The organism is Stenotrophomonas maltophilia, assembly GCF_006974125.1.
GTDB classification, from domain to species: Bacteria; Pseudomonadota; Gammaproteobacteria; order Xanthomonadales; family Xanthomonadaceae; genus Stenotrophomonas; species Stenotrophomonas maltophilia_O.
In genome coordinates this window covers 1,656,523-1,670,690 of record NZ_CP037858.1, presented here as the reverse complement: position 1 = coordinate 1,670,690, position 14,168 = coordinate 1,656,523, and the positions used below count along the sequence as shown (strand labels likewise).

At 66.5% G+C, this 14,168-nt stretch carries 11 protein-coding genes; 6 read left to right on the top strand and 5 right to left on the bottom strand.

Going from position 1 to position 14,168, the window contains the following annotated elements; all coding sequences use genetic code 11:
• Positions 1-47: 47 nt before the first annotated feature.
• Positions 48-497, top strand: a complete 450-nt coding sequence (locus tag EZ304_RS07590; protein ID WP_142806707.1) for an REP-associated tyrosine transposase — start codon at positions 48-50, stop codon at positions 495-497.
• 146 nt (positions 498-643) lie between these two features.
• On the opposite strand, the gene EZ304_RS07585 is transcribed toward EZ304_RS07590, so the two are convergent.
• On the bottom strand, positions 644-1,561 hold the full coding sequence (locus EZ304_RS07585; protein ID WP_099551988.1) for an LpxL/LpxP family Kdo(2)-lipid IV(A) lauroyl/palmitoleoyl acyltransferase: 918 nt from the start codon (positions 1,559-1,561) through the stop codon (positions 644-646).
• Between the two features lie 60 nt (positions 1,562-1,621).
• On the opposite strand from EZ304_RS07585, the gene waaA reads away from it, so the two are divergent.
• Both waaA and EZ304_RS07575 read left to right on the top strand, forming a co-directional pair.
• Entirely contained in the window at positions 1,622-2,920 is a 1,299-nt protein-coding gene (gene waaA, locus EZ304_RS07580; RefSeq protein WP_099551987.1) for a lipid IV(A) 3-deoxy-D-manno-octulosonic acid transferase, read from the top strand.
• Between the two features lie 215 nt (positions 2,921-3,135).
• Entirely contained in the window at positions 3,136-4,356 is a 1,221-nt protein-coding gene (locus EZ304_RS07575) for an amino acid transporter (protein WP_142806706.1), read from the top strand.
• An 87-nt stretch (positions 4,357-4,443) separates the two neighbouring features.
• Here EZ304_RS07575 and EZ304_RS07570 read toward each other — a convergent pair whose 3' ends face one another.
• The 3 genes from EZ304_RS07570 to EZ304_RS07560 form a co-directional block, all read right to left on the bottom strand.
• A complete protein-coding gene (locus tag EZ304_RS07570; protein WP_142806705.1) occupies positions 4,444-5,802 on the bottom strand; it encodes a TolC family outer membrane protein in 1,359 nt (452 codons plus the stop codon).
• A gap of 16 nt (positions 5,803-5,818) precedes the next feature.
• Positions 5,819-6,466, bottom strand: a complete 648-nt coding sequence (locus EZ304_RS07565; protein WP_049398378.1) for a protein-L-isoaspartate O-methyltransferase family protein — start codon at positions 6,464-6,466, stop codon at positions 5,819-5,821.
• Positions 6,467-6,602: 136 nt separating this feature from the next.
• The gene (locus tag EZ304_RS07560; RefSeq protein ID WP_142806704.1) at positions 6,603-7,283 is read right to left on the bottom strand and encodes a TetR/AcrR family transcriptional regulator; all 681 of its coding nucleotides are present in this window, start codon (positions 7,281-7,283) and stop codon (positions 6,603-6,605) included.
• Between the two features lie 119 nt (positions 7,284-7,402).
• Here EZ304_RS07560 and EZ304_RS07555 point away from each other — a divergent pair, with 119 nt between their 5' ends.
• Both EZ304_RS07555 and EZ304_RS07550 read left to right on the top strand, forming a co-directional pair.
• Positions 7,403-8,533, top strand: a complete 1,131-nt coding sequence (locus EZ304_RS07555) for an efflux RND transporter periplasmic adaptor subunit (protein ID WP_142806703.1) — start codon at positions 7,403-7,405, stop codon at positions 8,531-8,533.
• A gap of 4 nt (positions 8,534-8,537) precedes the next feature.
• Entirely contained in the window at positions 8,538-11,699 is a 3,162-nt protein-coding gene (locus EZ304_RS07550; protein WP_142806702.1) for an efflux RND transporter permease subunit, read from the top strand.
• Positions 11,700-12,267: 568 nt separating this feature from the next.
• Here EZ304_RS07550 and EZ304_RS07545 read toward each other — a convergent pair.
• Complete coding sequence (locus EZ304_RS07545) at positions 12,268-13,176, bottom strand: LysR family transcriptional regulator (protein WP_142806701.1); 909 nt, start codon at positions 13,174-13,176, stop codon at positions 12,268-12,270.
• A gap of 117 nt (positions 13,177-13,293) precedes the next feature.
• Here EZ304_RS07545 and EZ304_RS07540 point away from each other — a divergent pair, with 117 nt between their 5' ends.
• Complete coding sequence (locus EZ304_RS07540; RefSeq protein WP_142806700.1) at positions 13,294-14,067, top strand: SDR family oxidoreductase; 774 nt, start codon at positions 13,294-13,296, stop codon at positions 14,065-14,067.
• The last annotated feature ends 101 nt before the right edge of the window (positions 14,068-14,168 follow it).

Genomic DNA, 14,168 nt, shown 5'->3' with positions numbered 1-14,168 from the left:
GCCAACCTCCACTAGTCGTGCCTCCGTGTGTATCGCAGGCTGAGGCCATGGCCAGCCCAAGACTCCGCTACGGTCGTTACTCCTGCACCGGTAACGTCTATTCATTGACTACGGTAACCCTCGATCGTGAACCCTTCTTTGCCGATGCTTCCAACGTAGCGATTCTGGTTGATGCGCTGCGCTTCGTAGAGCGCAGGGGCTTCAGCCACAGTCTCGCCTGGGTGGTGATGCCCGACCATCTACACTGGCTGATGGAACTGCGCAGTGGAACCTTGGCCGAGTGCATGTCCCTTCTGAAGTCACGCAGCAGCAGGCTGCTGAACCGGCGGCTGGAGCGGCAGGGCGCGCTGTGGCAGCACGGCTATCACGACCATGCAGTGCGGACCGACGAATCACTTCACGAGAAGGCGATGTACATCCTGGCCAATCCGGTCCGTGCGGGCTTGGCGTGCGTGGTGGGGGAGTACCCGTACGCCTGGTGCCGCTGGCCGTTGTGAATCCCGGCACGGGATCGAAGAGCATCCACGCATGGCGTGGATCTACTTCAGAATGTCCCGCGCCATCAAATCCACGTCATACGCGGATGAAGCCGCACAGGGCAGTAAATCCACGCCAAGCGTGGATGAAGCCATCCCGCCCACCGTTACTTGTAAAAATCGCTCCGGCCACCCGGCTGCCGCTTGAATCGGCGATGGATCCACAGGTACTGGTCGGGCGCTTCGCGCACCATCTCTTCGATGGCCTGGTTGACCCGCGTGGTATCGGCTTCCACGTCCTCGCTGGGGAAATTCTCCAGCGGCGCGCCGATCTTCAGGAAGTACGTCCCGCCTTCGCGGCGATGGAAATACGGGATCACTGCGCAGCCGGTCATCCGCGCCAGCTGGTGGGTAGCGGTGATGGTCGAGGCGGTATGGCCGAAGAACGGTACGAACACGGTGTCCTTGCCGCGCATGTCCTGGTCGGGTGCATACCAGAGGAAGCCCCCCTTTTTCAGGTGGCGCACGGTAGCGCGGATGTCCTCATTGGCGAACATGGCCTTGGCATAGCGCAGGCGGCCGAACTTCACCGCCCACTCGTACACCGGGTTCTTGTGCTTGCGGTACATGCCTGAGAGATCAACGTAGTCGCACAGCAGGCGCCCACACATTTCCAGGGTCATGAAGTGGCCGGACACCAGCAGCACGCCACGACCTTCCGCCTGCATCTGCCGCAGATGTTCCAGTCCTTCGATCTGCACCTGCGGGCGGATGCTGTCGATGCTTCCCCACCAGGCGCGGATGCACTCGAACACACCCACGCCCAGGGCATCGAAACTGTCGCGCACCAGGCGCTGGCGCCAGGCCTCGTCCTTCTCGGGGAAGCACAGCTGCAGGTTGACCTCGGCGGCGCGGCGACGGCTGCCCAGCAGGCGCCAGGTGATCCAGCCGACGCCCCGGCCCAGCGCACGCTGCAGCATCCACGGCAGGCGGGCGATGGCGAAGGCGCCCAGCATGGCGGCGAACATCGGCCAGTTGCGGGGATCGCGCAGCGACGGGCGGACGGCGGTGGTGGCATCGGACATTGGGTCATTCTACCAAGGCGGCCGCGTGTCTTTCCCGGGGGGCTCCCGTATCCTTGCCGAATGCGTAAAGACCCTGTCGAATGGATCCTGCGCGGCCTGTACTCGGTCGTGCTCTACATCCTGCTGCCGATCACCGTGTACCACCTGGTCTGGCGCGGCTTCCGGGTACGTGAATACTTCCGGCGCTGGGACGAGCGCTATGCCTCCTATCCGCAGCCCACCGGCCAACCGCGGGTCTGGCTGCACGCGGTCTCGGTGGGCGAAGTCAATGCCGCTGCGCCGCTGGTGAACGCGCTGCGCAAGGAGCGCCCGGACATCCGCTGGGTCATCACCACCATCACCCCGACCGGCTCCGAACGCGTGCGTGCGCTGTGGGGCGATGCACTGGACCACGTCTACCTGCCGTATGACGTGCCCGGCAGCGTCAACCGCTTCCTCGGCCACTTCCAGCCCAGCCTGGCGCTGATCCTGGAAACCGAACTGTGGCCGAACATGCTGTTCGGCTGCCGTGACCGTGGCATTCCGGTCTACATCCTCAACGCGCGCCTTTCGGCACGTTCGCTGCGGGGCTACCGGCTGCTGGCGGCGTTGATCCGCCGCGCGCTGCGCACGGTCACCTGCGTGGCCGCGCAGTCGCAGGACGATGCCGAGCGTTTCGTGCAGCTGGGCGCCGCGCCGGAGCAGGTGCAGGCGCTGGGCAACCTGAAGTTCGACATCACTACGCCGGACGTGCAGGGCTTCGTCGAGCAGTTCCATGCACGCGTGCCGGCCCGGCGGCCGGTGTGGATCGCCGCCAGTACCCATGATGGTGAAGAACAGGCGGTGATCGATCTGCACCGTCGCCTGCGCCAGCAGCACCCCGACCTGTTGCTGCTGTGGGCGCCGCGGCATCCCGAGCGCTTCCCGAAGGTGGAGGCGCTGGCGCGGGAGCAGGGCTGGAACGTGGCAACCCGGCGCGCGAAGCAGTGGCCGGAGGTTGAAACCGATGTGTTCGTCATCGATACCCTGGGCGAGCTGATGCCGTTCTATGCCTGCGCGCAGGTGGCGTTTGTCGGTGGCAGCCTGCAGCCGATCGGTGGCCACAACCTGCTGGAGCCGGCGGCGATGGGCACCGCTGCGGTGACAGGGCCGCACCTGCACAACTTCTCGGAAATTTCCCGGCGCATGCGCGAGGCCGGCGCGCTGTTGATCGGCGAAGACGTGCAGGCGGTCGGTGAACTGCTGCAGCACCTGCTCGAAGACCCGCAGGCACGCGAGGACATGGCGCGGGCAGGCTGCACGCTGATCAGCAATGGACGCGGTGCCCTGCAGCGTACGCTGGCGCTGGTCGGACCGCACCTGCCGCCGCCCTGCCGCTGAGTTCGAGGGGCCGGCGCGCGCGACGCGACTGTCGTGAAAGACCGCGTCAATTCTGCTTAGCGACCAGGAACCTGTCGTAGCGGGACCGGAGCTTCCTTGCCAACGTGCCTGCCGTCACATCGTGGTGCGCAGGGCGCGTATTCCGATACCGCCTCCCGGAACAGAGTGTCAGTCTGCTGTCGACCGCGCTTGGGCGGATATCAAGGGAACTTGCGATGGACAGCGACAGCAGCCCCGACGACATCGATGAGCCCGGGTACGGCGATCGCCTTGTGGTGGTGGCACTGACCCTGCTGCTGGGAGGCAGTGTGGTCGCGCTGGTTGGCCAGCACACGGCAGCCCAGGCAGGCCCGGCCATCGTCCTGAGCCTGCTGCTGGCCGCGCTGGGCACGGGGCCGCTGCTGTACTGCCTGCACGCCCTGAACCAGCAATGGCCCACCGCCGATGGCCTGCATGGCGTGTTGCGGGACCGTTGGGGAGGCGTGCCGGCCGTTCTGCTCGGTAGCGCGCTGCTGCTGGAACTGGCGGTGACTGCCGCGGGCGTGGCGCAGTCCATCGCCAGCCATCTGCATGCGCTGCTGGCCGGTTGTGGAATCGAGACCGGCAACGGGATGCCGGATCAACTGATGGCTGCTGCCAGCCTGCTGCTGCTTGCCGTGGTCGGATTGCTGCGGCCACACCGTGTGGTGCTGGTTGCCTGCGTGCTGCTGACGGTGAAGATCGGCATCGGCCTGCTGTTGCTGGTGCTTGCAGCCCGCCATGTGCATTACGCGTACTGGATTCCATGGCTGCCGCCGGCAACGGCACCCTATCGCTTCGGGATCGGCGGTGTACTGGCGGCGAGCGTGCCGCTGTTCGGTGTGTTCGCCACCGTTGGCCTGGCGCTGGGATTTCCTGGCATCCGCAGGCAGGCCAGGGCACGGCCGCCGCTGCTGCTGGCGTGCGTGCTGCTGGCCATGGTGCTGCTGATCGTACTGGCCGCGTTGCAGGCTGGCCTGGTTGAATTTCCGGCCTTGGCCAGCACGCGCCCTCTGTCGGTGGCGCTGCAGCATCACCCTCAGCTGGACTGGATGATGCCCTTGCTGCCGCTTGCGGGAGTGGCCGGGTTGGCGGCGCTCGTTCTGGTGTTGCTGATGTTGGCTGCGCGGCTGGCGATACAGCTGTGGCCGACGGCAGGTGACGAATCCCAGGGCTTCCGGGAGAGGCTGGTGCCGGTCGTCGTCGTCCTGTCGGCGGCACTGCTGGCGTTGTGGGCGCCAATGGGCAGCCTGCCGGTTTTGCCTGGCCCGGCAAGCCTGTTGATGATGGGCGCCGTGTGCCTGGCCGTGCTGCACGGAGGGGCACCACGATCACGCGCCCTGCCAGTGCTGGCACCCGTCGCCATCGCCCTGTGTCTGCTGGCCGCCGTCGAACGGATGCGGGTCTGGCCCGGCTGACGGTCGGTGGATGCATGCTTCCGTATGCGCGACCAATAAAAAAGCCACCCCTGCGGGTGGCTTCTTCGTGACCGGCAGGCTGACGACTCAGTGCGTGGTCGTTGCCGGGTTGCCCGCGTCCTGGGTCAGCAGGCGGTTCACGTCCTGCAGCTCGGCCACGTCCAGCGCACCCAGCGACTGGCTCAACAGCAGGCGGTTCTGCAGGAAGGTGTAGCGGGCCTGGGCGTAGTCCAGCTGCGCCGAGAACAGGATGCGCTGGTTCTGGATCACGTCCAGCACGGTACGGGTACCGACTTCCAGGCCGACCTGCGACGCGTCGTACGCACTCTGCGCCGAGACCACCGCCAGGCGGCGGGCTTCCACTTCGCTGATGCCCTGCACCAGGGTCTGGTAGGCATTGCGGGTGTTGCGGTCCAGGGCACGCTTCTGCTGCTCGTAGCCGTCCTGGGCGATGTCACGCTGGGCCAGCGCCTGGCGCACGTTGGACTGGGTGGCACCGCCAGCGAAGATCGGCACGCTCAGGGTCAGGCCGATGCTGTTGGTGCGCGCGTCCGGCGACAGCGAGCCGGCACCGGTGCTGTCACCCCAGGTGGCGCTCTTGCCCCAGCTGCCGCCCAGCGACAGGGTGGGGTAGTGGCCGCCACGGGCGGCCTGCACACCGGCTTCGGCGGCACTGACCTTCAGTTCCTGGGCCTTCAGCGCGGGGTTGCCGGTCGTGGCCTGGTGTACCAGCTCATCGATGTTGCCGCGGTTGGCGGGCACTTCCGGGCGGAAGTCCGCCGGCAGGCCACGCAGGTTGACCACCGGCTGGCCGGTCAGTTCGGTCAGTGCCTGGTAGTTGTCGGCCAGGGTGTTCTGCGCAACGATGGTGTTGGCGCGCGCCTGGTCGTACTGGGCGCGGGCTTCGTGCACGTCGGTGATCGGCGCCAGGCCCACTTCCAGGCGCTTGTCGGCGAAGTCGAACTGCTTCTTCGCGGCCGCTTCATTGGTCTGTGCAGCGTTCAGCGATTCGATCGCCACCAGCACGTTGAAGTAGGCCGCCGAGGTGCGCACGATCAGGCTGTCATTGGCCGAATCGAGGGTGAAGTCCGCTGCCTTGCTCAGCTCACGCTGCGAGCGCAGGTTGTTGATCTGGGTCCAGTTGAACAGCGTCTGGCTGCCATTGATCGTGTAGTTGCGGCGCTTGCTGGTGATCGTGCCGGAGTTGGCATCATGGTCAGCTTCGCTGCGCGAGCGGTTCAGCGTGGCAGTACCGTCGATCTGCGGCAGCAGAGCGGCGCGCGCCTGCACGGCGCCTTCCTTGTCGACCAGCCGGGTCGATTCGGCGGCGGACAGCTGCGGATCGCCGTTGCGCGCCATCTCGTAGACCTGCAGCAGGTCGGCGGCATGGGCGGACAACGGCAGCAGGGCAGTGGCCAGCGCAACAGCGAGGGATCGGCGGATCATTGCGGCTTCCTTGGACTCAGAGGTGGAACTGGGGTGCCGGGGCGGCACCGCGCAGGTAATCAATATCGGTCTCGAACAGGGACTCGGTGCTGCCGTCGGCCTTGACCAGCAGGGCCTCCATCGCCGGCGAGCGGCCGTGGATCACGAACAGGCGACCGCCCGGACGCAGCCACGAGGCGAACTGTGACGGCACCACGTCGACCGCACCAGTGACACAGATCACGTCAAAGCGGCGTTCGGTCTGCCAGGACAGGGCGTCAGCCACTTCCACGCGGACGTTGGTGCCCAGGCCGGAAGCGTCCAGGCGGGCACGCGCGGCGGCGGCCAGTTCCGGATCGATCTCCAGGCTCAGCACGTCGCGCGCCAGCGCGCCGATGCAGGCGGCCAGGAAGCCGCTGCCGGTGCCGATTTCCAGCACTTCGTCACCCGGCTGCAGATCCAGTGCCTGCAGGGTACGGCCCTCGATGACCGGCTTCATCATCTTCTGGCCATGGCCGATCGGCAGTTCGACGTCGGCGTAGGCCAGTGCCCGGTGTGCATCGGCGACAAAGGCCTCGCGCGGCAGGCGGGCCAGGACGTCGAGCACCTTGATGTCCAGCACGTCCCAGGGACGGATCTGCTGTTCCACCATCAGTTCGCGGGCGTGGGCGTAATCAATCGTCATGAGGTTCAAATCCAGCGCAGTGGGCCGGCCATTTTACCGGTGCCGGAGGCCGGCGGCGCGCCCAGAGCATCAGCTGCCGGGTGGCCGGGGTCGCAGTGCCGGAAGTCATCGCGACCTCCGGTTCGTTCAGTTTTGGTTATTCAGCCGTCCCGGCCCCTCGCGGCGCATAGGCGCGCAGGAAGAAGTCGATGCTGGCGGTCACATGGGCAAGAGGGTCGCACTCCACCGGTGACAGTGGCATGCCGCACATCATATGCATGTGCACCTCGCCCTTCACCAGGGTCAGGAACTGCTGGCCGGCCAGGTAATAGTCGGGGATGTGCAGCTCGCCGCGTTCGCCGCGCGCGCGCAGGAAATCGGCCAGGGCCTCGCAGGTACGTTCCGGGCCGGCCTGCCAGAACAGCTCGCGCAGGCGTTCGTCGGTCTCCGGCGCCATCATCATGCGCTGGATCGAGATCGCCGCGTCGGAGGTGATCAGCTCGAAGAAGGCCAGGCCGATGCCGATCAGCTGGTCGCGCAGCGGGCCGTCCGCGTCGGCCACGAACAGCGCGTCGGGCAGCATTTCAATGCACTTGGACTGCACGGCCTCGGAGAACAGGGTCTCCTTGTCGCCGAAGTGGCTGTACACAGTCAGCTTCGAGACGCCCGCCTGAGCAGCGATGGTGTCCATGCTCACGCCGGTATAGCCCTGTTCGATGAACAGTACCTTGGCTGCTTCAAGGATCGCCGCGCGCTTGCCCAGATCCTTGGGGCGCCCGGGTCCGGCGGCCTTGGCAGCGGGCTTGGCCGACGGCTTGCGGGAAGTGGGAGAACTCATCGCGACAATACTAGACCAAGCGGTTCGATATTTATACTATACCGGCCGGTTTATTAAATTGGGCCGGTAGTCGCGGCTCCCCCCTTAGTTGCAACCCTGCGTTTTCAGGACGTTGACCGATGAAGATCGTGCGCTGGATGGGCGGTATGGTGTGGGTGGCTGCGCTGGCAGCCTGTTCGGGACAGGAACAGGCGCCACAGGCGGCCGTACCGGTATTGGTGGTTCACCCTGGCGAACAGGCCGGGCAGGCCCCGGCGGCGTTCCCGGGCACGGTGCGTGCCCGGCAGGAAAGCCCGCTGTCGTTCCGCGTTGGTGGCAACCTGGTCAAGCGCCATGTCGATGCCGGTCAGCGGGTGAAGAAGGGCGACGTGCTGGCCGAGCTGGATGCAGCCGACTTCGCACTGCAGGCCCGCGCTTCGCAGGCGCAGCTGGCCGCGGCGGGAGCCGATCTGGTGCGTGCGCGCGACGACCTCAAGCGCTACCAGGTGCTGGCCGACCAGCAACTGGTCAGCCGTTCGCAGCTGGACCAGCAGTCCGCCGCCTTCAAGGCGGCGCAGGGCCAGGCCAACGCCGCCCGCGCCAACCTCGATGTGCTGCGTAACCAGGCTGACTACGCGCAGCTGCGCGCACCGGCTGACGGCGTGATCGCCAGCCGCGAGGCCGAGGCCGGGCAGGTGGTGTCCGCCGGACAGACCATCTTCAACCTGGCCGCCGACGGTGGCCGCGAAGTGCTGATCGACCTGCCTGAAGCCACCATCCGCGACTACGCGGTCGGCCAGCCGGTCGAGGTGGAACTGTGGAACCGCCCTGGCCAGCGCCTGCCGGGCACGATCCGCGAGATCGCTGCCGCCGCCGATCTGCAGGCACGCACCTATGCCACCCGGGTCAGCCTGGCCGCCGATGCGCTGGCCGATGTCGAACTGGGCCAGAGCGCACGCGTCTACAGCAGTGCCGGCCGCCACGGCACCCTGCAGCTGCCGCTGGGCGCGCTGCAGCGTGGTGCCAACGGTGCCGCCAGCGTGTGGGTGGTCGATCCGGCCAACAGTACGCTGAAGGCTGCGTCGGTCACCACCGGTGCCTATGGCAGCGAATCGGTGCCGGTGCTGTCCGGTGTCGGTGCCGGTGACTGGGTGGTTGCCGCCGGTGGCCATCTGCTGCGCGCCGGCCAGCCGGTGATCGCGGTGGACCGGCAGAACCGCCCGGTGCTGAAGCCGGCCGCGCCGGCGGCTGCCGCCAAGGCCAAGGAGTAAGCCGGTGCGCCGCTTCAATCTTTCCGAGTGGGCGCTGGCCAATCGCCCGCTGGTGCTGTTTGCGATGCTCGCCTTCGCCCTGATCGGCGCATGGTCGTACAAGCATCTGGGTCAGTCCGAGGACCCGCCGTTCACCTTCAAGGCGATGGTGGTGCGCACGCTGTGGCCGGGTGCCACCGCCGAGCAGGTCTCGCGGCAGGTGACCGAGCCGATCGAGAAGGCGCTGATGAACACCGGCGAGTACGAGTTCATCCGCTCGTATTCGCGCCCGGGCGAATCGCAGGTGATCTTCATGGCCCGCGACAGCCTGCGTTCCAAGCAGATTCCGGATCTGTGGTACCAGGTGCGCAAGCGCGTGGGCGACATCCGCGCGACGCTGCCGCGCGAGATCGTTGGTCCGTTCTTCAACGACGAGTTCGGTGACACCTACGGCAACATCTATGCGTTGACCGGCAAGGGCTTCGACTATGCGGTGATGCGTGATTACGCCGACCGCATCCAGCTGGAACTGCAGCGCGTGCCCGACGTCGGCAAGATCGACCTGGTCGGCCTGCAGGACGAGAAGGTGTGGATCGAACTGTCCAACACGCGCCTGGCCACGCTGGGGGTGTCGATGCAGCAGGTGCAGCAGGCGCTGGCCGACCAGAACGCGGTGACCGGCACCAGCTTCTTCGAGACCGCCACCGATCGCGTGCAGCTGCGCGTGACCGGCCAGTTCAATGATATCGAAGCGATCCGCCAGTTCCCGATCCGCGCCGGTGACCGCACCGTGCACCTGGGCGACATCGCCGAGGTCAAGCGCGGTTTCGCCGATCCGGCGTCGCCGAAGATGCGCTTCATGGGCGAAGAGGCCATCGGCCTGGCTGTTGCCATGAAGGACGGCGGTGACATCCTCAAGCTGGGCGCGAACTTGGATGCCGAGTTCGAGCGCCTGCAGAAGACCCTGCCGGCCGGCATGCAGCTGCGCAAGGTGTCCGACCAGCCGCAGTCGGTGGAAGAGTCGGTTGGCGAGTTCGTGCAGGTGCTGACCGAAGCGGTGGTGATCGTGCTGCTGGTCAGCTTCTTCTCGCTGGGCCTGCGCACCGGCCTGGTGGTGGGCGTGACCATTCCGCTGGTGCTGGCGATGACCTTCTTCGTCATGCACTACTTCGACATCGGCCTGCACAAGATCTCGCTGGGTGCACTGGTGCTGGCGCTGGGCCTGCTGGTGGACGATGCGATCATCGCGGTGGAGATGATGGCCACCAAGATGGAGCAGGGTTACGACCGCCTGCGCGCGGCCAGCTTTGCCTGGGAATCGACTGCGTTCCCGATGTTGACCGGTACGTTGATCACCGCGGCCGGCTTCCTGCCGATCGCCACGGCGGCATCGAGCACCGGTGAATACACCCGTTCGCTGTTCCAGGTGGTGACCATCGCACTGGTGGTGTCGTGGATCGCGGCGGTGCTGTTCATTCCGTACCTGGGCGACAAGATGCTGCCGGACCTGTTCAATCCGCAGCCGCCGAAGCCGGGCAGCCTGTCCGCGCGCTGGCACGCCAAGCGCCAGCAGTGGGCCGACCGTTATCCGGCGCTGGCCAACCTGATCGCGCCGCCGCAGCACGGACATGACCACGATCCGTACCAGCGCCCGTTCTACCGCAGCTTCCGTCGCTTCCTCGATGGCTGCCTGCGCCACCGCTGGTGGGTGATTGCCGCGACCATCGCCCTGTTCGTGTTCTCGCTGATGATGTTCCGCTTCGTGCCGCAGCAGTTCTTCCCGGATTCGACCCGGCCGGAACTGATGGTGGACATCGAGCTGGCCGAGGGCGCGTCGCTGCGCTCGACCCAGGCCCAGGCCGAGAAGCTGGAGAAGCTGCTGTCCAGCCGCGAGGGCATCGCCAACTACGTGTCCTACGTGGGCACCGGTTCGCCGCGCTTCTACCTGCCGCTGGACCAGCAGCTGCCGGCGACCAACTTCGCCCAGTTCGTGGTGCTGGCCAAGGACATCAAATCGCGCGAAAGCACCCGTGACTGGCTGCTGCACGAAGTGATTCCGAAGTTCCCGGACGTGCAGATGCGCGTGACCCGCCTGGAGAACGGCCCGCCGGTCGGCTATCCGGTGCAGATGCGCATCTCCGGCGAGCACATCGAGAAGGTGCAGGCGATCGCGCGCCAGGTCGAAGCCAAGGTGCGTGAGAACCCGCACGTGATGAACGTCAACCTGGACTGGAGCGAGCCGAGCAAGGTGGTGCGGCTGGTGATCGACCAGGAGCGCGCCCGCGCGCTGGGTGTGAGCAGTGCCCAGGTCAGTCAGTTCCTGTCCAGTTCGCTGGCCGGGCAGTCGGTGAGCGTGTACCGCGAAGGCAACCGCCAGATCGAGATGCTGCTGCGCGGGCCGGCCGACGAGCGCAACCAGCTGGAGCTGCTGTCCAGCCTGTCGATGCCGACCGCCAATGGTGGCAGCATCACGCTGTCGCAGGTGGCGACGATGGAGTATGGCTTCGAGGACGGCATCATCTGGCACCGCAACCGCCTGCCGACGGTGACCGTGCGTGCCGACATCAGCGATGGCCTGCAGCCGCTGGACGTGGTGCATCAGATCCTGCCGACGCTGGACGGCATCCGTGCCGAGCTGCCGAACGGTTACCTGCTGGAAACAGGCGGTACCGTGGAGGATTCGGCACGTGGCCAGAACTCGATCAAGGCCGGCATGCCGCTGTTCCTGGTGGTGGTGGCCACGCTGCTGATGCTGCAGCTGCGCAGCTTCTCGCGTGCGGCGATGGTGCTGGTGACCGCGCCGCTGGGCATCATCGGTGCGACCCTGTTCCTGCTGCTGTTCCGCGCGCCGTTCGGCTTCGTTGCGCTGCTGGGCACGATCGCACTGGCCGGCATGATCATGCGCAATTCGGTGATCCTGATCGACCAGATCCAGCAGGACATCGATGCCGGGCATGACCGCTGGCACTCGATCATCGATGCGACGGTGCGCCGCTTCCGCCCGATCGTTCTGACCGCGCTGGCGGCCGTGCTGGCGATGATTCCGCTGTCGCGCAGCGCATTCTATGGCTCGATGGCGATCTCGATCATGGGCGGCCTGATCGTGGGCACGGTGCTGACCCTGGTGTTCCTGCCGGCGCTGTACGCGGCGTGGTTCCGGGTGAAGCCGGACGAATCCGGGGCGTGATGCCCCGGGTTTTCCGGCCACCGGGCTGAGCCCCCTCTGCGGTGGGTTCAGATGCGGCATCGCCTGTTGGGCCAGGTGGGTGGGCTGTTCGGGGGACGCAGCAAGTACGTCCATGTAAGCTTGGCAGCCGCATCCATGCGGCTGACACCCCCGCCCAGCACACCCACCCGGCCCCTGACAGTTTCCTGCAGCCTCCACCGCAGGAAGAGAAAGAAGAAGAGCGAAAAGCAACAGCAACAGCAATAGCCGCGTGCTGATGGTTGGGGTCGGAACCGTTTTCCATTGGAAAACAGATCCGACCCCTTCGTTTTTTCCGATACACCTCATCCACACATGGCATGGATCCACCCACCGTCACCGGGAAACAGTCGGAGGCGGGGCGGGGGCAGGTGGCGGGACCGTCCACGGCATGGATGCCGTGGCCGAGCCTACAGGGACGTACTTGCGGCGTGTCCCGCCACCTGCCCCCGCCCCGCCAACCAAGCAACAACCCAGAGCCGCTCTGGCTTTTGCAGTTGCAGTTGCAGTTGCAGTCGCCTCTGCGGGCGCCGGGCAGCCGCCCGGCCGATCACCCCCGCAACTGCAGGCCGGTCCGTAGCACCGGCAGCAGCCATTCGATGAACACCTGCACGCGCAGCGCACGATGTTGCCGATGCGGTTGCAACAGGGTCACCGGCAGCGGTTGCGCGACGTGCTGCGGCATCACTTCCACCAATGCACCAGACTGCAGCTCGGCCTGCACGTCGTAGCGCGGAATCTGCAGAAGCCCCAGTCCAGCGACACAGCACGCGATCGACGCCTCGGCGCTGTTCACGCGCACCCAGCCGGGCATCGGCAGCGTGCGCAGCTGGCCGCCATCCTGCCATTCCCATGGTTCCACCCGTGCCGTGGTCGGCGACGCGTAGTTCACGGCTCGGTGCTGCGGCAGGTCGGCAGGATGCTCCGGCACACCGTGCTCGCGTAGATAGGCCGGCGCGGCAACGTTGACGAAGTCGAGCTGGCCCAGCGTGCGCGCCACCAGGCTGGAATCGCCCAGCTGGCCGACCCGCAACACCGCATCGCAACCGTCTTCGATCAGGTTCACCGCGCGGTCGGTCATGCCAAGGTCGACTTCCACCTGCGGATACTGCGCGAAGAACCCAGGCAGCGCCGGAGCGATGATGCGACGGCCGATGCGGCTGGGTACATCGATCCTCAGCAGGCCCATCGGCTGCGCGTCGTCCTGGCGGAACAGGGTTTCGGCGTCTTCGACTTCGGCGATCAGGCGCAGGCAGCGGGCATGGAACACGTCGCCATCATGGGTGGTGGACACCCGGCGGGTCGAGCGCTGCAGCAGGCGGGTGCCGAGCCGCTGTTCCAGCTCCGCGATCGCCGCCGAGACGGTGGAGCGGGGCAGGCCGAGCTGGTCGGCGGCGCGGGTGAAGCTGGCGCACTCCACGACCCGGGTGAAGATGCGGAAGCGATCGATCCGGTCCATTGTTCGCTTGCTCTGGAAAGTTAAGTCAATGTGGCGGGCTTTATCCGCGTTTTCTGCACGATATCGTCGTCAGGGCAGGGTTGCCACCCCGGGCAGCCCTCTCCAGAGACCGAAGCCATGACCGACCATTCCCTCAAGGGCAAGACCGTGCTGATCGCCGGTGGCGCCAAGAACCTGGGTGGGCTGATTGCCCGCGACTTCGCCAGCCAGGGCGCCAAAGCCATCGTCGTCCACTACAACAGCGCCGCCACCCAGGCCGACGCAGAAGCGACCGTCGCCGCGGTGCAGGCCGCGGGCAGCAAGGCCGTTGCCCTGCAGGGCGACCTGACGTCGGCCGCAGCGATGGAGCGCTTGTTCGCCGATGCCGTGGCAGCGGTCGGCCGTCCCGACATCGCCATCAACACGGTGGGCAAGGTACTGAAGAAGCCGCTGCTGGACATCAGCGAAGCGGAGTACGACGAGATGAGCGCGGTCAACGCCAAGGCGGCGTTCTTCTTCCTCAAGGAAGCCGGCCGCCACGTCAACGACGGCGGCCGCATCTGCACCCTGGTCACCTCACTGCTGGGCGCGTTCACGCCGTTCTATTCCAGCTATGCCGGCACCAAGGCGCCGGTCGAGCATTTCACCCGCGCGGCGTCGAAGGAGTTCGGCGAACGCGGCATCTCGGTGACTGCGATCGGGCCCGGCCCGATGGACACGCCGTTCTTCTATCCGGCCGAGAGTGCCGACGCGCAGGCGTATCACAAGACGGCTGCGGCGCTGTCGCCTTTCACCCGTACCGGCCTGACCGACATCGCAGACATCGTGCCGTGGATCCGCTTCCTGGTCACCGACGGCTGGTGGATGACTGGCCAGACGATCCTGGTCAATGGTGGGTACACCACCAAATAATCCAGCCACGCGTGGCGTAGCTCTACTGCGGTGGTGGGTGCCAACCCTGGTTGGCACGGATGGCTGCATCCACGCATGGCGTGGATCTACCGCGCGAGATT